Below are 19315 nucleotides of genomic sequence, written 5' to 3'. Positions count from 1 at the left end.
CTGCTTCAAGGGGGAGACATGGTTCAGCCAGCAGGATGGATAGACACCGCCCTCACCTCGGGGCCGCCGATCGAGACCATCGGCACGCTCGGCCCCGCCGGCACCAGCAGTGAACAGGCGGCGCTGTACTTCTGGGCGGATCGAGGGCGGGGGGGCCCGCCCGGGATCCGGCTCTACGACACCTACGAGGAGGCCGGCACGGCACTGCGCGAGGGCGCCGTCAGTCATGTCGTGATCGCCAACGCGTACGCCTCGGTGCACAGCTTCTACATGGACCCGTCGCTGCGGTTCGCCGGAGCGTTCCTCTTCGACACCCCGGACTACGGCATCGCCGTCTCGCCGGGGCACCGCGTGCCCGCCGCCGCCCGGATCGCCACCCACCCGGCGCCGGTCCCGCTGGTCGCGGAACTCCTCCCGCGTGAGTACTCGGTGGCGGAGATCACCTACGCGACCTCCACCAGCGCGGCAGCCCGCAAGGCCAGCAGCAGGGAGACCGATCTGGCGCTCACCACGCGGCCGGCGGCCAAGGCCCACGCGCTGGAATTCATCTCCCGTACCCGGCCCATCCGCATGCTGTGGTCGGTCTTCACCCTCGCCGGTACGGACTCCTGAAAGAAACAGGTGACCCATGCTCCTGATCGACCGTGCCACGGTGCGTGAGCTCTACCCGGTGAAGCGGGCCGTGCCGGTGATGGCGGAGGCCATGCGCCGGTACAGCAGCGGACAGGTGGACCTGCCGCTGCGGACCATCCTCCGTCCCGAGAAGGACACCGGTCTGCTGGGCACCATGCCCGGGTTCGTCGGCGGCGACGAGCTGGCCGGGTACGGCCTGAAGGCCATGGTGCTCAAGCCCGAGAACCCGTCCCGTGGTCTCGAACTGCACATCGGTGTCGTCCTGGTCTTCGACCCGGAGACCGGCGCTCCGCTGGCGCTGATGGACGCGGGCGCGGTGACCGCCGTGCGCACCGCCGCCGTGTCCGCCGTCGCCACCGAGGCGCTGGCGCGGCCGGACGCCGGGGACCTCGCCGTGCTCGGCTCCGGGGTGCAGGCCCGGAGCCACCTGGAGGCCATGCGGCTGGTCAGGTCGCTGCGCCGGGTCCGGGTGTGGAGCCGTACCGCGGAGAACGCCGAGGCCTTCCGTACCTGGGCGGCGGCGGAGCTCGACCTCGAGGTGGAGACCGTGAGCACCCCGTCGGCGGCGCTGGCCGGGGCCGACCTGGTGTGCACCACGACGGCGGCCAGGGAGCCCGTCGTCCAGGCCGGGGACCTGGCACCCGGAGCGCACGTCAACGCCGTCGGCGCTTCCTTCGTCGACCACCGCGAACTGTCCTCCCGGGCCGTGGCGGGCGCTTCCTTCTTCGTCGACAGCCGGGAATCGGCCCTCGCCGAGTCCGGTGACCTGCGCGCGCCGCTCACCGAGGGCCTCGTCGGGCCCGACCACATCCAGGCCGAGCTGGGCGAAGTGCTTCTCGGAACCCATGCCGGACGCCGGGAGGAGACCGAGATCACCGTCTTCAAGTCGCTGGGCCTCGGCGTCCAGGACATCATGTCCGGCTTCGCCGTCGCCGAGGAGGCCGCAGCCCGCGGGCTGGGCCGCACCTTCGCACTCGACTGACCGGTACACCCAGGACACAACAGAGGAGAACGACCGCAGTGAGTGCTCAGCCGCCCGCGCCGCGCGCCGTGCTCGACGGCATCCCGGCCTACGTGCCCAAGCCGCCGCAACCGCCGGCCGCGGGCACGTCGTACCGGCTCTTCCTCAACGAGAACCCCTGTCCGCCGCTGCCCTCCGCCCTCGCGACCATCTCCTGGGCCGCGTCGCGGACCAACCTCTACCCGGGGATCTTCCCCGACCAGCTCACGGACGCCCTCGCCCGCAAGCTGGACGTGCCGCACGCACACGTGGTCACCGGTCCCGGATCGGTCGGCATCTACCAGCAGATCGGGCAGGCCATGCTCTCGCCGGGCGACGAAGTCGTCTACGCCTGGCCCTCGTTCGAGGCGTTTCCGATCGTCGTGCGGATGGCCGGCGCCGTTCCGGTCGAGGTGCCGCTCACCGGCGAGACCCATGACCTGGACGCCATGGCCGCGGCACTCACACCGCGGACCACCATGGTGCTGTTGTGCGAGCCCAACAACCCCACGGGCACCGCCGTCGGCGCCGCCGAGCTCAAGCGCTTCCTGGACCGGGTGCCGAGCCACGTCCTGGTGGTGCTGGACGAGGCCTACTTCGAGTTCTACCGGGGCCCCGACCGGCCGGACGGGGTGGACCTCCATCGTGACCGGCCCAACCTGGTGGTGCTGCGCACCTTTTCGAAGGCCTACGGGCTGGCCGGGCTGCGGGTCGGCTACGGCGTGGCCCACCCCCGGATCGCCGAGGCGATGCGCAAGTGCGCCGTGCCGTGCGGGGTGAGCCGGATCGCGGAACAGGCGGCCCTGGCCGCGCTGAACGCGGAGGACGAACTGCTGGAGCAGGTGGGCCGGATCATCGCCGAGCGGGAGCGGCTGCGGGAGGCCCTCGGCCGACAGGGCTGGAGCGTCCCGTCCAGCGAGACCAACTTCCTCTGGATGCCGCTCGGCGACGACTCCGACCGGGTCGCTGCTGCCCTCGAGCAGCGCGGGCTGCTGGTGCGCACCTTCTCCGGCACGGGGCTGCGGATCACGGTCGGCAGCCCGGAGGCGAACGATCTGCTGATCTCGACCCTGGCGGACCTCAGATCGGGTCGATGACGGTCTTCCGCAGGTGCCCGTAGACCACCGAGGTGCGTACGTCCGCGAGTTCTTGTCGTTCGGTCAGCTTGTCCAGGACCACCGAGTGCAGATGGTCCGTGTCGCGAACCGCCACATGGAGGAGGAAGTCGTCGGTGCCCGTCAGCACGAAAACCGAGATCACCTCAGGCATCCGCGCCACGAAGGCCTGGAACTGCTCGATGACCGCACGAGTCGGAGGTCGCACCCGCACGGCGATGATGGCCTGCAACCCCCGGCCCAGTGAGGCGAGATCCACCTCGGCGTGGAATCCGAGCAGCAGACCGCGCTCCCGCAGGGAGCGCACCCGCTCCAGGCAGGTCGAGGGCGCGATCCTCAACTCCTGTGCGAGGTCCCGGTTGGTGCGCCGACCGTCTTGCTGGAGAAGCCGCAGCAGCGCCGAATCAAGTTCGTCCATGTTCTGTCACACTCCATCCCTGCCGAATTATATTCGGCCAGTATGCATAATTCCCTGTGCGATTGCTAACCTGACAGCCATCACTCCGTTCATGATTCGTTTCTCTACGGTCTGGCGGAGCCGGGGAGCAGGAGCGGAAGGGGAGATCGACGGTGGACGAGCGGAGGGGAAGGGGCTGGGCAATCTGTGCCGTCGTGGCTGCCGCGCTCTTCTGGAGCAGCTCTTATGCGGTGACCAAGCAGGTGCTGGCGGATGTCGGGCCGCTGACCATCGGGGCCATCCGGTTCACGATCGCCGCGGGACTGCTCGCGGTCATGGTGCGCATGCGCCGCAATCCGGCAGCGCGGCCGGACGCCCGGCAGCGGCGCATGATCTACCTGAGCGGCCTGCTCGGCATCACCGCGTACTTCGTGCTGGAGAACATCGGTGTCGAGCTGTCGACAGCTTCCGACGCCTCCCTCATCGTGGCCACCTACCCGCTGATGACCATGCTCCTGGAGCTCGTGGTCTTCCGGGCCAGGATGCCGCTGCTCCGGGTCGGCGGTGTGCTGCTCGCCACCGTGGGTGCCTTCCTGGTCGTCCGCAACGGAGCGGAGGTCGGAGGCAGCGAGCGCTGGTTCGGCGATGTCCTGCTGCTGCTCGGCGGACTGGTGTGGGCCGGGTACAACGTGCTGGCCAAGTACGCCGGCCGCGGGCAGGACTCGATGAACCTCACCTACTACCAGACCGTGGCGGGCGCTGCCGGGTTCCTGCTCGCCTCGTGCCTGGAGCTGGGGGAGTGGCAGGCGCCGAGCGGGACCGCCTGGCTCCTTCTCGCCTATCTGGCCGTGGCGTGTTCCGTCGGCGGCTTCCTTCTGTACAACTACGGCCTGCGCCGCATGACGTCGAGCGTCGCGGTCAACATCCTCAACCTGGTGCCGGTGTTCGGCGTGCTCGGAGCCGTTCTGATCAACGGAGAGACGGTCCGGCTCCCGCAGGCCTTCGGCGGCGCCATCATCATCGCCGGTGTGGCGCTGGGAGTCGTCGAGCGCCGAACGACCGTGGAGAAGCCCGTGGTTGTCCAGCCGGCCCCGGTCGCCAAGCGCGTCTGAACGGTCCGCGGACCACTTCCCCGCCGAGGCGGCTCCGGCGACGCACCGGGTTCGGAGAGGCCCACCGAACATGCTTTCCAGCCGGCGCCGGAGCGGCGCCGGCTGCTCGTCACGAGGTTGCCGTCGGCGTCACTCGCCGGGTGCTTCCCACCTCTTGAAAGGGTGAGCGATGTGAAGAAGGTCCTGTTAGTCGAACTTTCCGTCTTCGAGCGGATGACACCACTGGCCTCCGGTTACCTTCAGGCGTATGCCATGACGGATTCGGTGATTCGCAGCGAGTACCGGTTCGAGCGGTACTCGACCGTCGCCAGGACGCCCCGGGCCGATGTCGTCAGGGACCTCATCGGGGCGGCGGCGGATGTGTACGCGATCAGCTGCTACGTATGGAACATGGGCCTGGTGAGGGCCGTGGTGGAGGCGATCAGGCAGGCGCGGCCGCAGGCGCAGATCATCCTCGGCGGCCCGCAGGTGATGTCGCAGGCCCAGCGCTATCTGAGCAGGACCGACGAGAAGACGGTCATCTGCAACGGAGAAGGGGAGATCACCTTCTCGCAGTACCTTCGCGCGCTGACCGAGTCGAGTCCGCGGTTCGAGGAGGTCGGTGGCCTCAGCTTCTACCGCGACGGCGAGTTGGTGACGACCGCGAAACAGCCGCGCATCAGCAGTCTGAACGACATTCCCTCACCGTTCCTGAACGGAATCTTCGACTCCCACTACAGCATCGCCATCCTGGAGACGAACCGGGGCTGCCCCTACCACTGCGGGTTCTGTTTCTGGGGTGCCGCGACGAACGACCGCGTGTACCGCTTCGACGAGGACCGGGTCCGTGAGGAAATCAAGTGGGTCGCCAAGAACGAGATCCTTTTCCTCTTCATCGCCGACGCGAACTGGGGAATGCTGAGCCGGGACGTCGACATCTCCCGTCACATCACCGACTGCGCGACCGAGCACGGGGCGCCGAACGTCGTCTACTTCTCCGCGGCGAAGAACAAGCCGCAGGCGGTCACGAAGATCACCGGCATCTTCCAGGACGCGAACCTCATCGCCTCCCAGCCGGTGTCGCTGCAGACCCTCGAGCCGACCAGCCTTGATCTGATCGCCCGCTCGAACATCAAGCTGAGCGCATTCTCCGCGATCCAGGAGGACCTGCGGGAGAAGCGGATCAGCTCCTTCATCGAACTCATCTGGCCGCTGCCGGGGGAAACCCTCGACTCCTTCAAGCGCGGCATCGCCACGCTGTGCGAGAACGAGGCGCAGACCGTGATCGCCTACCCGCACCTGCTGCTCAACAACACCCCCATTTACCACAGCGCCGACACCATGGGGATCGTGACCCGGCCGGCCGGAGGGGACGTCGCGGAGGCCCGGATCGTCATCGGCACCAAAGAGGCCACCGTGGAGGACTTCGAGGAGGGCATGTACTACTTCTATGCCTTCCACGCGCTGCACAACACGCACAGCCTCCGGACGGTGAGCCGCTACCTGGTGCGGGAGAAGGGGATGAAGTACCAGGACATCTTCTCCGCCTTCGCCGATTTCCTGCGCCGGCAAGGAGAGGACGACCCCATCCTGTCGTACATAGAACGCTCCGTCCGGGACGCCGACTATTACGACGTGAACAACTACGGTCTCTTCATCCATTCCGTGCTGCACGAGCACCGGGAAGTCTCCGCCCGTCATGTGCGCCGCTTCGCGCAGAGCCAGGACTGGTGGGATGACAGCAAGGCGCGAGCCTTGTTCGAGATCGACCAGGTGAACCGCCCCTACATGTACAGCAATACGCCCATGGACGTGCACGGGGAGGAATTCCAGGCGCTCCGCGTCCTGGAACGCGGTCCTCGCAGCTACACGGTGCAGGTGCCGGCGGAACACCTGACGGAACTGGCCGACGCGGTCCACCTGCCGGCGACGCCGGAGGACGGCATCTACACGGTTGAGCACAAACGGCTTCAGTACCCCTTCATGCCGACGCAGAGCCGTGACCACAGCGGCTCTTACTGTCACGGAATGATCGAGAAGGTCGGGAACGTCCTGCCGTTGTGGCAGCCGGTCTCGCCGTCGTCCGAGGAGAAAGGACTTGACGCACATGCCGCAGTCTGAAGTGACGATCGAGGGGGCCGACACGGCGACTCTCGCTCCGTCGGACCGTGACCGCTCGCTGTGCGACCTTTTCGCCGAGCACGTCGCTCGCCGTCCCGATGCACCCGCCGTGACCTACGGCCCCGTGACGCTGACCTACCGGCAGCTCGACAGGGTGACCGACTCACTCGCCTCCCGGCTGCGCGAACTCGGCGTGGGGACCGACCGACTGGTCACGATCCTCGCCGACCGGAGCCTCGGCGTCCCCGTGGGCATGCTGGCCACCGTCAAGGCCGGCGGGGCCTATCTGGCCCTGGATCCCGCCCAGCCGACCACCCGGCTGCGCACGATCCTGGAGGAGGCCGGGCCCGTGGCGCTGCTGACGGAGGCGGGCGAGGACGATCCGAGCGGCCTCGGCATACCCGTGGTCCCGGTCGCGGCGCACCTCGAGGCCGCCGAGCGGGACGGGGCCGAGCATGACGTCCGGCTCCACACGGGCGGCGACCCCGAGGACCTGGCCTACGTGGTGTACACCTCGGGCTCGACCGGTACGCCGAAAGGCATCTGCGTCACGCACCGCAACGTGGTGCAGCGCACGCGCAACGTCGACTACCTCACCTTCGCGCCGGGGGACCGGGTCGCGCAGGTCTCCAACGCCGCCTTCGACGCTGCCACGATCGAGGTGTGGGGCGCGTTTCTGAACGGGGCGGAACTGGTCGGATTCGACCGTGACACCCTTCTCTCGCCGGGTCGGCTGGGGCCCGCTCTGCGCGAGCGTCACATCGACACCATGGTGATCCCGACACCGCTGTTCAACCAGCTTGCGGCGGACGACCCTTCGACGTTCGCCACGGTTTCCCAGATCCTGGTCGGCGGTGACGTCATGGGTGTCAGCCAGGCCAACTCCGTGGCGGCACTGCCGGGTTGCACCCTGCTCAACGGTTACGGCCCGGCCGAGTGCACGACCCTCGCCACCGCACACCGGGTCACCCCGCTGCCCGCCGGCACGTTGCGCGTCCCGGTAGGCCGCCCCATCTCGCACACGACCTGCTACGTGCTCGACGACGAAATGCGACCTCAGCCGGCCGGGGTGCCGGGCCAGCTCTTCATCGGCGGTGACGGTGTCGCACGCGGGTACCTCGGCCGACCGGAGCTGACGGAGGAGCGGTTCCTTCCCGACCCCTTCGCGCAAGAGCCGGGTGCGCGCATGTACGCGACGGGAGATCTCGTCTGCGCGTTGCCGGACGGCTCGCTGGACTTCCTCGGCCGTTCCGACTTCCAGGTCAAGATCCGGGGCTTCCGGGTCGAGCTGAGCGAGGTCGATGCGACGCTGCTGCAACATCCCGGGGTCAGGGAGGCGGTGACCATCGCCGACGCCGACACCCAGTCCGGCGACAAGACGCTCGTCAGCTACTACGCGGGAGCCGGAGCAGCCTCCCCGCAGACGGACGACCTCAAGGCGTTCCTTCGTGACCGGCTGCCCGAATACATGGTCCCGTCCCGGCTGATCTGCCTCCCGGAACTGCCGAAGAACAGCAACATGAAGGTCGACCGGGCACAGCTGCCCTCCCCGGCGGTCTCCTCGCCGCCGGCGGACGACGACGCCGGCGCAGCGGCTCCTGAGACGCTCGAAGACGAGATCACGGCCATCATCGGGCGACTGCTGGACGTGCCCAGCTTCGGTCGTGAGGAGAACTTCTTCGAGGGGGGTGGGCAGTCCATGCTGGCGATCCGGCTGCTCACTCAGGTCGGCCGCCGCTACGGCGTCACCATGACGCTGGCCGACTTCTTCGAGGACCCGACGGCACGCGGCATCGCCCGGTACATCCGCGCCGCGGGCCCCTCGGCCTCCGCCGCACCCGCGGACGAGGCGGTCGCCCAGCCCGGGGAAGGGCGTCCATGACCGAGACGACCGACATGCCGTGGTTCCCTCCCTGCCGGCCGGAGGCCACTCCCGCGCCGGCACTGGACGCGGACGCGATCCAGCTGTTCTGCCTGCCCCACGCCGGGGCGGGCGCGTCGGTCTACCGGGACTGGCCCGTGCTGCTGGCCCCGGGCATCGAGGCGATACCCGTGCAGCCGCCGGGACGCGAGAGCCGCCACGGCGAGCCGGCGCTCCATTCCGCCGTCGAGCTCGTCGCCGCGCTGGAAGGGCCTGTCGCACGCCGCGCCGGAGGGGACTTCGCCCTGTTCGGGCACAGCATGGGCGCCCTGCTCTGCTACGAACTGGCGCACGTGCTGTCCGCGCTCGGAAAGCCCCCCAGACACCTGTTCGTCTCGGGGCTGGGGGCACCGCACATACCGCCCACGGGGCCACGCCTGTGCGACCTGCCGGACGACGAGCTGGTGACGGTCATCGCGAAACTGGAAGGGACCTCACCGGACGTACTCGCCCAGCCGGAGCTGGTGCAGCTCCTGCTTCCCTTGTTCCGCGCGGACCTCGAGGTCTGGGAGACGTACAGCCACCGCCGGAGTCCGCTCCCCGTGCCGATCACGGCGATGGGCGGCCGGCGCGATCCCGGCGTCGGCCTGGACCTGCTCGGGGCCTGGAAGGAACTGACGTCGGCCGACTTCCATCTCGAGGTGTTCGACGGCGGCCATTTCTACCATCACGCGGCGCCGGACCAAGTTCTGGCGGTCATCAGGGAGCGGCTCGGGGAGCGCGTCCCGACGGCACCGAAAAGCACGGAATAGCGCGGTCACGAGAAATTCGCGCGGTGTCTGATAACCGCCGTGTGCGGGGGTCTGACTGATACTCGGAATTCTGCGCGTCCAGGCTGATACTCGGGTGGTCCCGAGTATCAGCCTGCGCGTGTACGGGCTACCGGAGGAGACGCGGGTCAGCGCAGTCGGACGGGCAGGACCTCCAGCCCGTGGACGAGGCTGGAGGGCCGCCACCGCAGCGACGACTCGGGCACGGCCAGTGCCAGCTCGGGGAACCGGGACAGCAGCATGCCGAACGCGATCTCGCCCTCCAGCCGTGCCAGCGGCGCGCCGAGGCAGTAGTGGATCCCGTGCCCGAACCCCACGTGGCCCGAGGTGTCCCGGCCCACGTCCAGGCGGTCGGCGTCGCGGAACCGCGAGGGGTCCCGGTTCGCCGACGCCGTCGCGAGCATGACCCATTCCTTCGCGGGAATGACGGTGCCGCCGATGGTCACCGGCTCCAGCGTGAACCGTTCGGTCGCGTGGTTCAGCGGGTTCGCGTACCGCAGCAACTCCTCGACCGCCGAAGGCAGCAGCGTGGGATCCTCTCGCAGCCGCTTCAGCTCGGCCGGATGCGTCAGCAGCGCCAGCACCCCGCCGGCGATGAGGTTCAGCATCGTCTCGTGCCCGGCGACGAGCAGCAGGAACATCATGGAGAGCAGTTCGTTCTCCGACAGCGAGTCACCCGAGTCCCGGGCCGCGATCAGTGCGGAGAGCAGGTCGTCCGCCGGCGCCTCCCGGCGCTCCGCGACCAAGTGCGTGAAGTACGCGTGCATGGCGACGGCGGCGGATCGGGCCTCCTCGCGTGTCCCTCGCGAGGACAGCAGCGTCCCCGACCACTCGCGGAACGACTTCCGGTCGGCGACCGGGATGCCCATCAGTTCACAGATCACGGTCACCGACAGCGGGAACGCGAACGCCTCGATCAGGTCCGTCTCGGCGGGGCCGGCCGCCATCGTGTCCAGCAACTCGCCCGTGACGTCCGAGATCCGTGGCCGCAGGGAGGCCACCCGGCGCGGCGTGAACGCCTTCACCACCAGGCGGCGCAGCCGGGTGTGGTCGGGCGGATCGAGGTTCAGCATGTGCTGATCGAGGTACGCCTGCACGGGGTCGACGTTGATGTCGAAATCCTCGGGCGTCATGTGCGTCACCCAGTCCTTGGCCAACCGGGGGTCGGCCAGCGCGGCGCGCACGTCCTCGTACCGTGTGACGAGCCAGGCCCGCACGCCCTCGGGCGTGATGACCGGAGTCACCGGCGCCGACGAGCGCAGCCGTGCGAACAAGCTCTGAGGATCCTGGAAAAATGAATCGCCGAGCCGCTCGGTCGTGAGCGGCGCTTTCCCCCCAGTATTCACCATGTCGGCAGCCTAACCAAGAGCGCCTTTGTCCTCAAGGGATACGGATGGAGTTGCCGCGGGTAATGCCGCTCAATTCCTGAGCGCAGCACGGGAAAGCTATTGCTGGTTAACCGTCGAGTTCCATTCGGCATATTTCGTGACGGCCCGTCGGTGACCCTGGCGAGGACGACGACCCTCCCACGGCCGGCGGCTCCGTCCCCGGCCCCTCGTAGAATCGCCGGGTGAACGCCCCCGTACGCACCGACGAGACCCTCCGCGCCGCCCTCGCCGGCCTGCTCGACGGGCTCCCGCCCCGGCAGGCCTCGCAGGCCGTCGAGCGGCTGATCGCCAACTACCGCGGGGCCACCCCGACCGACGCCCCCATCCTCCGCGACCGGGCCGACGTGGCCGCCTACGCCGCCTACCGGATGCCGGCGACCTTCGAGGCGGTCCGGTCGGCGCTCGCGGCGTTCGCGGCGGCCGTGCCGGAGTGGGTGCCCGGCGGGCATCTGGACGTCGGCGGCGGCACGGGGGCGGCCGCCTGGGCCGTCAGCGCCACCTGGGAGGGGGAGCGGCCCGTCACCGTGCTCGACTGGGCCGAGCCCGCGCTCGCGCTCGGACGGGAGATCGCCGCGGCCGACCCGGCGCTGCGGGACGTACGGTGGCAGCGCTCCCGGATCGGAGCGGCGCTCACCCTGGAGAGCACCGACCTCGTCACCGTCTCCTACGTCCTCAACGAGCTGGCCGCCCCCGACCGCACCGCCCTCGTGGACGCCGCCGCGGGCGCGGCTCAGGCCGTGGTGATCGTCGAACCCGGCACTCCCGACGGCTACGCCCGCGTGATCGAGGCCCGCGACCGCCTGATCAGCGCCGGCTTCCACGTCGCCGCCCCCTGCCCGCACAGCGCCGCCTGCCCCATCGCCCCCGGCACGGACTGGTGCCACTTCTCCGCCCGGGTCAGCCGTTCCTCCCTGCACCGCCAGGTCAAGGGCGGCTCCCTTCCGTACGAGGACGAGAAGTTCAGCTACGTCGCCGCCACGCGGTTCCCCGTCTCTCCGGCGCCCTCCCGCGTCGTCCGGCGCCCGCAGATCCGCAAGGGCCAGGTCCTCCTCGACCTGTGCGAGACCGACCCCTCACTGCGCCGCACCACCGTCACCAAACGCCACGGCGACCTCTACAAGGCGGCACGGGACGCGGACTGGGGCGACGCCTGGCCGCCGGCGCCCTGATCAGGAGTTCCTGGCAGGCACCTCCTGGCCGGCCCAGCGGTGCAGAGCGTCCTGCGCGGACGCCCGGTCGGCGGGGGACAGGTTCGCGATGTCGACACTGTGATTGCCGTCCGGCACCCACAGGACCCGCGAGTCGCGGCCGCCGGGGTGGAAGTACTCGGCCACGGACGGGTCCTGGGTCCCGTTGACGAACAGCAGCCGGCTGCCGCGCCGGCGGACCCAGCGGTCGATGTCCGGCATGGCGTCCCGGTCGAAGACCATGGGGATGTCCCGGGGGACGAAGTTGCGCGCCGCGATGCCGCCGGAGTGGCGCAGCAGGTCCTTCAGATGGTCCGTGGGGACGTCGCCGTACCCGAGCTGCGTGCCGATCTGGTACCAGTACGGGACGTACCGCTGGGCCGCCTTGTCGGCGTACAGGGACAGCCCCGCCCAGTCGTCCAGCCACGTGTACAGCTCGTCGGTCGTCGCGTCCGGGCCGGGTATCGCGGCGGCGTCGGCCGGTGTGCTGCGTTGCCAGAACATGAACAGCACCCGCAGCACGGCGATCTCGAATGCCTGGTCGGCGCTGCCGATGATGCGGAAGGTGTCGTCGTTCGCCGCCGCCCAGGCCTCGTAGCGGGCGACCATCTCGGCCCGGTGCAGCAGCATCCGCCGCTGGGCGGCCTTGACGGCCTCGCGGTCCGTGGCGGTGCCGACCGTCTCCAGGAAACGGAGGTGGGCCGAGTCCTCGCGGTCGTCGACGTTGTTCGGGGCCGAGTAGACCACCGTGCCGTCCACGTCGTGGGGGTGGAAGCGGCGGTGGTAGACGCTCGCCATGCCGCCCTTGCTGCTGCCCGTGGAGATCCACGCGCCGGGGTAGAGCCCGCGCAAGAGGCGGACGGCGCGGTGGTGGTCGTCGGCGGCCTGACGGATCGTGAGGTGGGCGTAGCCGGCCCCCGCGGGACGTGAGTCGCCGAAGTAGCGGTGTTCCACCTGGAGCTGGTTGGCGCCGAGCAGGATCGTCGGTTCGCTTCGCCACGGCGAGACGACCGCGTGGTAGCCCGTGGTGGTGAGCACCATGGGGCGATCGGCACCGGTGTGCAGCAGGGTGAGGCGCTGCTCGAAGGTGCCGGCGGCGGGGTCGGTGTGGTCGACCGGCTGGCGCAGGCCCAGCACGAAGTGCCGGTACCCGGGTTCGGCGTCCTGCCGCTCCTCGATCAGCCGCAGACCGGGCAGGGCTCGCAAGGTGGCCGCGATGTCGGGGTCCCCGGACGGGGTGCCGCCGGCCGCGGCCCGCGCGGGCAGGGCCGTCGTCGCGGCGAGACCCGCCGCCGAGACGGCCGTCGCCGCCGAGGTGAGCAGCCGTCGTCTCGTCCACACGCGCATGATTGGTCCTCCCGGGATGTCCGTCGGGTGTGCCTGTCCCCGGCCGCGGGTTCGCGACCGCTTCAGTACATCCGCCGGACGTCCCGGGAGGATCCCGCGCACGAGGGGACGGTCTCCCCCGTGCGGGGGAGGCTCATGACGACCGGTCGGTCGTACGGCCCTCCTGACGCTCCTGCTGCTGCCGTTTCTCCTGGAGCTTGCGCAGCAGCTCGCGCTTCTGGGCCTGCGGATCGAGTCCGCCGCCGATCCGGCCGCCCCGGCCGCCGCCGCGCAGCTCCTCGCGGCCGAGGTTCCTGCGTGATCCGCCGACACCCAGCATGTTTCCGGCTCCGCCTCGGGTCATCTCGGGCTCCTTCCCTGACCTTCCCTCGCGACGAGACGGTTCGTCTCGCGCATGCCGTTCACTGTCGGCGAGACGCACCGTCTTGTCAACCTGATAAATTCGAGCCATGGCAGCCCAGAAGTCCACCCAGCCCGCCAAGCCCGCCCCCGACTCCACCCGGCGCAGCGAGAAGTCGCGCCGCGCCATCTACGACGCCGCTCTCGCCCTCGTCGTGGAGGTCGGCTACCCGAAGACCACCGTCGAGGGCATCGCCGCCCGCGCCGGCGTGGGGAAGCAGACGATCTACCGGTGGTGGTCGTCGAAGGCGGACGTGCTGATGGAGGCGTTCCTCGACCTGGGGGAGCAGTCGATGAGGGAAGCGGGACCGGTGCCGTACGTCTTCCCCGACACCGGGGACCTCGCCGCCGACGTCAAGGGCGTGCTGCGCGCCACCGTCGACCAGCTGCGCGACCCGCGCTTCGAGGTGCCGTCCCGCGCGCTGGCCGCCGAGGGAGTCGTCAACGAGCAGCTCGGGCGCGAGCTCGTCGCCAAGCTGATGCAGCCCTCACTCGACCTCTACATCGGCCGGCTGCGCGCCGCTCAGGACGCCGGCCAGGTGCGGCCCGAGATCGACCCGCGCATCGCCCTGGAGTTCTTCATCTCCCCCCTCGCCCAGCGCTGGCTCCAGCACACGGGCCCGATCTCCTACGAGTACACGGACACCCTCGTCGACTACGCCCTTCACGGCCTCGCGCCCCGCTGAGCGCCCCGCTGGGCGGCTCGCTGAGCTCCCTGCTGAGCGCCCCGCTGGGCGGCCCGCGCCAGCCGTCCCGGCGCGTCCGTGATGACTCCGTCGCAGCCCAGCGCCAGCACCCGGTTCCGCTGCGCGTCCGTCACCACGGTGTGCGCCCACACCCGCCCGATCCCCGACCGCACCGCCCGCACCAGGTCCGCGTCGCGCGCCCGGTGGTCCACGTCCAGCAGGTCCACGTACGACCGCCAGCGCTCCGGGCGGTCGGTGCGCAGCTGCTGCGCCGAGCGCCACAACTGCGAGAGCAGTCCCAGGCGGTGGACACGCTTGGCCACCTCGGGGTCGTTGGAGTTCACGAAGACCGAGCGGGTCAGGCCGCGGGCCCGGATCAGCCCGGCCAGCCGAGGCAGGCTCCGCGGGTCCTTCGCCTCCAGCATCAGCACGATCCGGCCGCCGAATCGATCCAGCACCTCGGCGACGGTCGGTGGCCGTTCCGACCGCCAGCTGCCGGGCAGCGCGTCCTTCGGGCGCAGCCGTACGCCCTGCCACTCCCGGGCGTCCAGGCGGCGCACCTCGCCGCCGAGGTAGGTGGTGCGGTTCAGGGTCTCGTCGTGGAACACCACCGGCGTGCCGTCGCGCAGCAGCCGCGTGTCGAAGTCCAGCACCTGTGCCGTACCGCGCTCGTAGGCGGCCATCAGTCCCGACATGCTGTTCTCGGGGACCTCGCGGGCGCCGCCGCGGTGGGCGACGTACGTGATCCGCGGCAGCGCCGCCACCGTCAGCGGGCCGCTGCCCCACTCGAGCGGGGCCAGGGCGCCACTGGCCGGTCCCGTGAAGGTCAGCGAGACCAGGGAAGCCGCGGAGGCCAGTCCCGTCAGCGCGATCCTTGTGAGCATGGCGACCACGGTAGGACGCCATGTCATATCAAAGCAGGCAATGACACCCCATCCGGGTATGGAGTACGCCTCGCCCCGGCGGCATATGCCTCGCCCCGCTGGTACGTGTCTCGTCCCTCGTGCCCCGGATGTGGGCACTGGCCCCCCGGTGCGCGGGAAGATGCGACCATAGGGCATGCTGTTCGGCACGACGGCGAGGCGAGGGGATAGATGAGCGCGGAGTTCGGCGGCCGGAGCGGCCTGCAGGGCAAACTCACCCAGTGGCTGCGCGCCGGACGCCGGCCGAAGGAGGCCGCCGGGGACGGCGACCGTGAGGCCCTGCTGCTCGCCGCCGCCGACGCGGGGCTGCCCCTCGCGCCCGCCGCGCACCCGGCCGGCTACCGCTGCTCCTGCGAGCGGGTCGGCTGTCCCACCCCCGCCCGGCATCCGGTGTCCTTCGCCTGGCAGACGCAGTCCACCACCGACCGCGCCCAGATCGAGCGCTGGGCCCGCCATCAGCCGCAGGCCAACTTCATCACCGCGACCGGCATGGTGCACGACGTCCTCGACGTGCCCCTGGATGCCGGTCGCGGTGCTTTGGAGCGGCTCCTCGCCGACGGTGTCGAGGTCGGGCCGGTCGCCGAGAGCGACGACGGGCGCCTGCTCTTCTTCACCCTCACCCGCGGTACGCCCGAGGACGAGGACGAGTGGTGGCCGTGCGAACTGGACTGCCACCCCGAGACGATGGACGAGCACCCCGGGCTGCGGTGGCACTGCCGCGGCTCCTACGTCCTGATGCCGCCGGCGCGGCTGCCCGGCGAGGAGCAGGGGGTGCGCTGGGTACGGGGGCCGGAGCATCCGCTGCCGGATCCGCTGAGCCTGCTGGAGGCCCTGACGGAGGCCTGCGCCCGGTACGCGGGCGAGGAGGCCGACCACGCGGGTGCGGCCTGGCCCCTGCGGCACTGAGCCGGGTCGGCCCGGGCGTTACGAGCCTTCCGCCGACGTCATTCCCTGGATCCGGCCCAGGATCGTCACCTGCTGGTCCGCGCCCTTCGGCGGGTCCAGTGCCACCTCGTTGGAGACGAACTCCATCGTGAGGGACTGCTTGATCTCACCGGTCGTGAGCGCGAGGACGTCCTTGTTGGGGGCCGGGATCGACGTGCCCGCGTACGCGGTCTGCTTCTCGTAGTGCCGCGTGGTGAAGAACACCAGGGCTCCGCCGTCCTTGGTGCGCAGCGCCAGCGGCGCGTAGTCGCCGTTCGTCAGCGGCTCGTCGATGTACTGGGTGGCCATGCCCGGCTTCTTGGCGTTCTTCTCGCGCAGGGCGCGCCACTGGCTGGTGTGGGAGCCGTCCGCGAAGGTGTCCCCGCCGTTCTTCAGGTACGTCGAGTAGTCCTGGCTCAGCGTCTGCGGGCCGGCGGCGAGGCCGGTCTCGTTCGCGGGGACCGACTCGGCCCAGCCGTCCGCGTCCTGCTTGAACTCCGGGACCTTGCCGGGGGCGACGAGGGTCAGGTACGCGACCTGGAAAGGGTCGTCGAGGCCACTGCGGGTGAACACGAGCAGCCAGCGGGCGGTGCCGCCCTTGTTGCCGGCCGCGTCCACGAGGAACCAGCGGGGCCAGCCGGCCTTCTTGGGGATGGTGAACTTCGCGTCCGTCAGCTTCAGGGGCGTGTGGTTCGGGTTGCCGCCCGGGTTGTTGGCCTTTCCGGCCTTCAGACGGGCCGAGTCGATGTCGGCGAGGGCGCCCGTGGTGTGGTCGGCGTCCAGGGAGCCGTCGTAGGCCTTGTCGGCCTCGTTGTACGCGGTCGTGAACTCCTGGAGGGCCTTGGCGGCTTCGGCGCGGGTGGTGGACGGGAGGATCTCCCGTTCGCCGTGCACGACGACACAGCCACTGGCCGTCAATGACATAGCGGTCATCGAGGCGGCTATGAGTGCACTCCGGGCGGGCCTGCGGAGCGTTCTAGGGTCGCGATCCCAGCTCATCGGCTTTCTTCACCTTCCCCTTTCCGGAGGCGAACCCTACCGGGTGCCTCCGGCGGTGGGGTGGGGGTGGGTCGGGGCCGCGCCGGGGGGTGTCCGTCCTCGGAACGGCGCGACCAAGTCGCCTACCGGCTAACTGGAGTTATACGCGCCGCCCACTGCGGGCGGACACCCCCCGACACGGCCCCTTGCGTGGTGCCCCCGCTGCGGGCAGTCGTGCCGCTGGGGCGATGGGGGTCCCCCCTGCTCGAGCGAAGTCGAGAGCTTGGGGGAGGGTGGGCGCAGCGGCACCCCGCAACGCCGGGCTGCGCACCCACCCGGCCTCAGCTGTCTTGGGTCGCCGCCGCTGCCGTCCGGCGCTGTCCGAGGCCTGCCGGCAGCAGGAACAGCAGCATGGTCGGGACCAAGTACAGCAACCACACCGTGACTTGAAGGACCGTCGGGTCGGGCTGGAAGTTGAAGACGCCCTTGAGGAGCGTTCCGTACCAGCTGTCCGGCGGAATCGTGCCGGAGACGTCGAACGCCTTGTTCGTGAGGCCGGGCAGGAAGTCGGCCTCCTGGAGGTCGTGGAAGCCGTACGCCAGGACGCCCGCGGCCACGACCACGAGCATGCCGCCGGTCCACGTGAAGAACTTCGCCAGGTTGATGCGCAGCGCGCCCCGGTAGAACAGCCAGCCCAGCAGGATCGCCGTCAGCAGGCCCAGGGCGACACCGGCCAGGGGTCGCGGCGTGCCGTCGCTCGCCGCGTGGACGGACGCCCACACGAACAGGGCCGTTTCCAGCCCCTCCCGGCCCACGGCCAGGAACGCCGTCGCGACCAGCGCTCCCGTACCCATCGCCAGCGCCGCGTCCAGCCTGCCGTGCAGCTCCGACTTGAGGTGCCGGGCCGTGCGCCGCATCCAGAACACCATCCACGTCACCAGACCGACCGCGAGGATCGACAGCGAACCGCCGAGCGCCTCCTGGGCCTGGAACGTCAGCTCCTGGGAGCCGAACTCCAGCGCGCAGCCGAAGCCGAAGGCGAGGGCCACCGCGATGCCGATGCCGATCCAGATCGGCTTCAGAGCGTCCCTGCGGTCCGTCTTGACCAGGTACGCGATGAGGATGCAGACGACGAGGCTCGCCTCGAGGCCCTCGCGCAGGCCGATCAGATAGTTGGAGAACATGCGGTCTACGCCTCCTCGGAGAACAGCGTCCGGCCCCACCAGTCGTCCTTGTCGCGGACGCCCGGCGGGATCGCGAACAGTGCCGAACCCACGTGCTGGATGTACTCGTTGAGCGCGTCCGTGGCCAGGTTGCGCTGGATCGGGATGAAGCCCTCGCGGACGTCCCGCTGGTAGGCCAGGAAGAACAGGCCCGCGTCCAGGCGGCCCAGTCCGTCCGTGCCGTCGGTGAAGGAGTAGCCGCGGCGCAGGATCGTCGCGCCGTGGTTGGCGTCGGGATGCGCGAGCCGGACGTGCGCGTCGGGCTTCATCGCCTTCAGGAACGGCTCGTCGCGCTCCTTCGCCTTGCCGACCGGCGCGCCCTCGCCCTTGTCCCGGCCGAAGATGTCCTCCTGCTCCTGGAGCGAGGTGCGGTCCCACGTCTCGATGTGCATGCGGATGCGGCGGGCGACCAGGTAGGAGCCGCCCGCCATCCATCGCGGGCCGTCCTTCTCCGACGCCCAGACGAACTTCCGGAGCCGGTCCGTCTCGGTGCCCGCGATGTTGCGGGTGCCGTCCTTGAAGCCCATCAGGTTGCGTGGTGTCTGGGCCTCGGGCGTCGTCGACGACGTCTTTCCGAAGCCCAGCTGCGACCAGCGGATGACGACCTTGCCGAAGCCGATGCGGGCCAGGTTGCGGATGGCGTGCACGGCGACCTGCGGGTCGTCCGCGCAGGCCTGGACGCACAGGTCGCCGCCGCTGCGGTTCTTGTCCAGGGCGTCACCGGCGAACTTCGGCAGGTCGACCAGGGCGTCGGGGCGCCGGTCCGCGAGGTCGAACTTCTCGAACAGGGACGGGCCGAAGCCGATCGTGAGGGTCAGCCGGGAGGGCTTGAGGCCCAGCGCCTCGCCGGTGTCGTCCGGGGGCGCCTCGGGCAGGCCGCCGTAGGCGCCGTCACCCACCGGGTGCCCCGCCGTCATCCGGCGGGCCGCCTGCGTCCAGTCCTTCAGCAACTGGACGAACTCCTCCCGGTCGTCCGTCGTCACGTCGAACGCGGCGAAGTGCAGCCGGTCCTGGACCGGAGTCGCGATGCCCGCCTGGTGCGGTCCGTGGAAGGGCACGGCGGTTGAGGCGTTGGGCGGGGACTCGTCGTCCGGCCGGGCCATCGCCACCGCTCCGCCCGCCGCCGCGGCGCCGAGGGCCAGGCCCGCGCCGCCCCAGCCGAGCAGCGAACGCCGGGAGGGAGAGGGAGTGTCGTTGTCCGTCATGGCGCCT

Annotated in this window: 18 protein-coding genes; 10 read left to right on the top strand and 8 right to left on the bottom strand. The window is 70.3% G+C overall.

The annotated features are described in order from the left end of the window. Window positions 1–18 precede the first annotated feature (18 nt). The 3 genes from ABEA82_RS00640 to ABEA82_RS00630 are packed head-to-tail and all read left to right on the top strand — an operon-like array spanning window position 19 to window position 2730. Entirely contained in the window at window positions 19–612 is a 594-nt protein-coding gene (locus ABEA82_RS00640) for a prephenate dehydratase domain-containing protein (RefSeq protein ID WP_345659324.1), read from the top strand. A gap of 16 nt (window positions 613–628) precedes the next feature. Further along, the gene (locus tag ABEA82_RS00635) at window positions 629–1615 is read left to right on the top strand and encodes an ornithine cyclodeaminase family protein (RefSeq protein WP_345659323.1); all 987 of its coding nucleotides are present in this window, start codon (window positions 629–631) and stop codon (window positions 1613–1615) included. Between the two features lie 38 nt (window positions 1616–1653). Beyond that, on the top strand, window positions 1654–2730 hold the full coding sequence (locus ABEA82_RS00630) for a histidinol-phosphate transaminase (protein WP_345659322.1): 1077 nt from the start codon (window positions 1654–1656) through the stop codon (window positions 2728–2730). On the opposite strand, the gene ABEA82_RS00625 is transcribed toward ABEA82_RS00630, so the two are convergent. Further along, on the bottom strand, window positions 2714–3166 hold the full coding sequence (locus ABEA82_RS00625) for an Lrp/AsnC family transcriptional regulator (RefSeq protein ID WP_345659321.1): 453 nt from the start codon (window positions 3164–3166) through the stop codon (window positions 2714–2716). The two genes, ABEA82_RS00630 and ABEA82_RS00625, sit on opposite strands and share 17 nt — an antisense overlap. 194 nt (window positions 3167–3360) lie before the next feature. Here ABEA82_RS00625 and ABEA82_RS00620 point away from each other — a divergent pair, with 194 nt between their 5' ends. The 4 genes from ABEA82_RS00620 (at window position 3361) to ABEA82_RS00605 (ending at window position 9030) form a co-directional block, all read left to right on the top strand. Next, a complete protein-coding gene (locus ABEA82_RS00620) occupies window positions 3361–4257 on the top strand; it encodes a DMT family transporter (protein WP_423659870.1) in 897 nt (298 codons plus the stop codon). 252 nt (window positions 4258–4509) lie between these two features. Next, a complete protein-coding gene (locus ABEA82_RS00615) occupies window positions 4510–6357 on the top strand; it encodes a cobalamin-dependent protein (RefSeq protein ID WP_345659319.1) in 1848 nt (615 codons plus the stop codon). Next, on the top strand, window positions 6344–8239 hold the full coding sequence (locus ABEA82_RS00610; protein ID WP_345659318.1) for an amino acid adenylation domain-containing protein: 1896 nt from the start codon (window positions 6344–6346) through the stop codon (window positions 8237–8239). The genes ABEA82_RS00615 and ABEA82_RS00610 overlap by 14 nt, the downstream gene beginning before the upstream one ends. Then, window positions 8236–9030 (top strand): thioesterase II family protein, encoded by a 795-nt coding sequence (locus ABEA82_RS00605; protein ID WP_345659317.1) that lies wholly within the window; start codon window positions 8236–8238, stop codon window positions 9028–9030. Before ABEA82_RS00610 ends, ABEA82_RS00605 begins: the two co-directional genes overlap by 4 nt. Window positions 9031–9176: 146 nt before the next feature. On the opposite strand, the gene ABEA82_RS00600 is transcribed toward ABEA82_RS00605, so the two are convergent. After that, the gene (locus tag ABEA82_RS00600) at window positions 9177–10322 is read right to left on the bottom strand and encodes a cytochrome P450 family protein (RefSeq protein WP_345659316.1); all 1146 of its coding nucleotides are present in this window, start codon (window positions 10320–10322) and stop codon (window positions 9177–9179) included. A gap of 296 nt (window positions 10323–10618) precedes the next feature. Here ABEA82_RS00600 and ABEA82_RS00595 point away from each other — a divergent pair, with 296 nt between their 5' ends. After that, window positions 10619–11605, top strand: a complete 987-nt coding sequence (locus tag ABEA82_RS00595) for a small ribosomal subunit Rsm22 family protein (protein WP_345659315.1) — start codon at window positions 10619–10621, stop codon at window positions 11603–11605. On the opposite strand, the gene ABEA82_RS00590 is transcribed toward ABEA82_RS00595, so the two are convergent. Further along, complete coding sequence (locus ABEA82_RS00590; protein WP_345659314.1) at window positions 11606–12970, bottom strand: S28 family serine protease; 1365 nt, start codon at window positions 12968–12970, stop codon at window positions 11606–11608. Between the two features lie 133 nt (window positions 12971–13103). Continuing rightward, window positions 13104–13313, bottom strand: coding sequence for a DUF6243 family protein (locus ABEA82_RS00585; protein WP_345659313.1), 210 nt, complete (start codon window positions 13311–13313; stop codon window positions 13104–13106). Window positions 13314–13419: 106 nt separating this feature from the next. On the opposite strand from ABEA82_RS00585, the gene ABEA82_RS00580 reads away from it, so the two are divergent. Then, the gene (locus tag ABEA82_RS00580) at window positions 13420–14055 is read left to right on the top strand and encodes a TetR/AcrR family transcriptional regulator (RefSeq protein WP_345659312.1); all 636 of its coding nucleotides are present in this window, start codon (window positions 13420–13422) and stop codon (window positions 14053–14055) included. On the opposite strand, the gene ABEA82_RS00575 is transcribed toward ABEA82_RS00580, so the two are convergent. Beyond that, window positions 14034–14939: a glycerophosphodiester phosphodiesterase gene (locus tag ABEA82_RS00575; protein WP_345659311.1), complete on the bottom strand. Its 906-nt coding sequence runs from the start codon at window positions 14937–14939 to the stop codon at window positions 14034–14036. The two genes, ABEA82_RS00580 and ABEA82_RS00575, sit on opposite strands and share 22 nt — an antisense overlap. A 210-nt stretch (window positions 14940–15149) precedes the next feature. Here ABEA82_RS00575 and ABEA82_RS00570 point away from each other — a divergent pair, with 210 nt between their 5' ends. Continuing rightward, window positions 15150–15884, top strand: coding sequence for a bifunctional DNA primase/polymerase (locus ABEA82_RS00570; protein ID WP_345659310.1), 735 nt, complete (start codon window positions 15150–15152; stop codon window positions 15882–15884). 18 nt (window positions 15885–15902) lie between these two features. Here the strand turns inward: ABEA82_RS00570 and ABEA82_RS00565 are convergent, their stop codons facing one another. The 3 genes from ABEA82_RS00565 to efeB all read right to left on the bottom strand — a co-directional run bounded on the left by ABEA82_RS00565 (window position 15903) and on the right by efeB (window position 19308). Continuing rightward, window positions 15903–16901, bottom strand: coding sequence for an SCO2278 family lipoprotein (locus ABEA82_RS00565; RefSeq protein WP_345659309.1), 999 nt, complete (start codon window positions 16899–16901; stop codon window positions 15903–15905). Between the two features lie 320 nt (window positions 16902–17221). Beyond that, a complete protein-coding gene (gene efeU / locus ABEA82_RS00560; protein WP_345659308.1) occupies window positions 17222–18064 on the bottom strand; it encodes an iron uptake transporter permease EfeU in 843 nt (280 codons plus the stop codon). A 5-nt stretch (window positions 18065–18069) separates the two neighbouring features. Then, window positions 18070–19308, bottom strand: coding sequence for an iron uptake transporter deferrochelatase/peroxidase subunit (gene efeB, locus ABEA82_RS00555; protein WP_345659307.1), 1239 nt, complete (start codon window positions 19306–19308; stop codon window positions 18070–18072). Between the last annotated feature and the right edge of the window lie 7 nt (window positions 19309–19315).

Origin of the sequence: Streptomyces venetus (genome assembly GCF_039540295.1) — a bacterium.
GTDB classification, from domain to species: domain Bacteria; phylum Actinomycetota; class Actinomycetes; order Streptomycetales; family Streptomycetaceae; genus Streptomyces; species Streptomyces venetus.
This window is presented reverse-complemented; position numbering and strand designations above follow the sequence as displayed.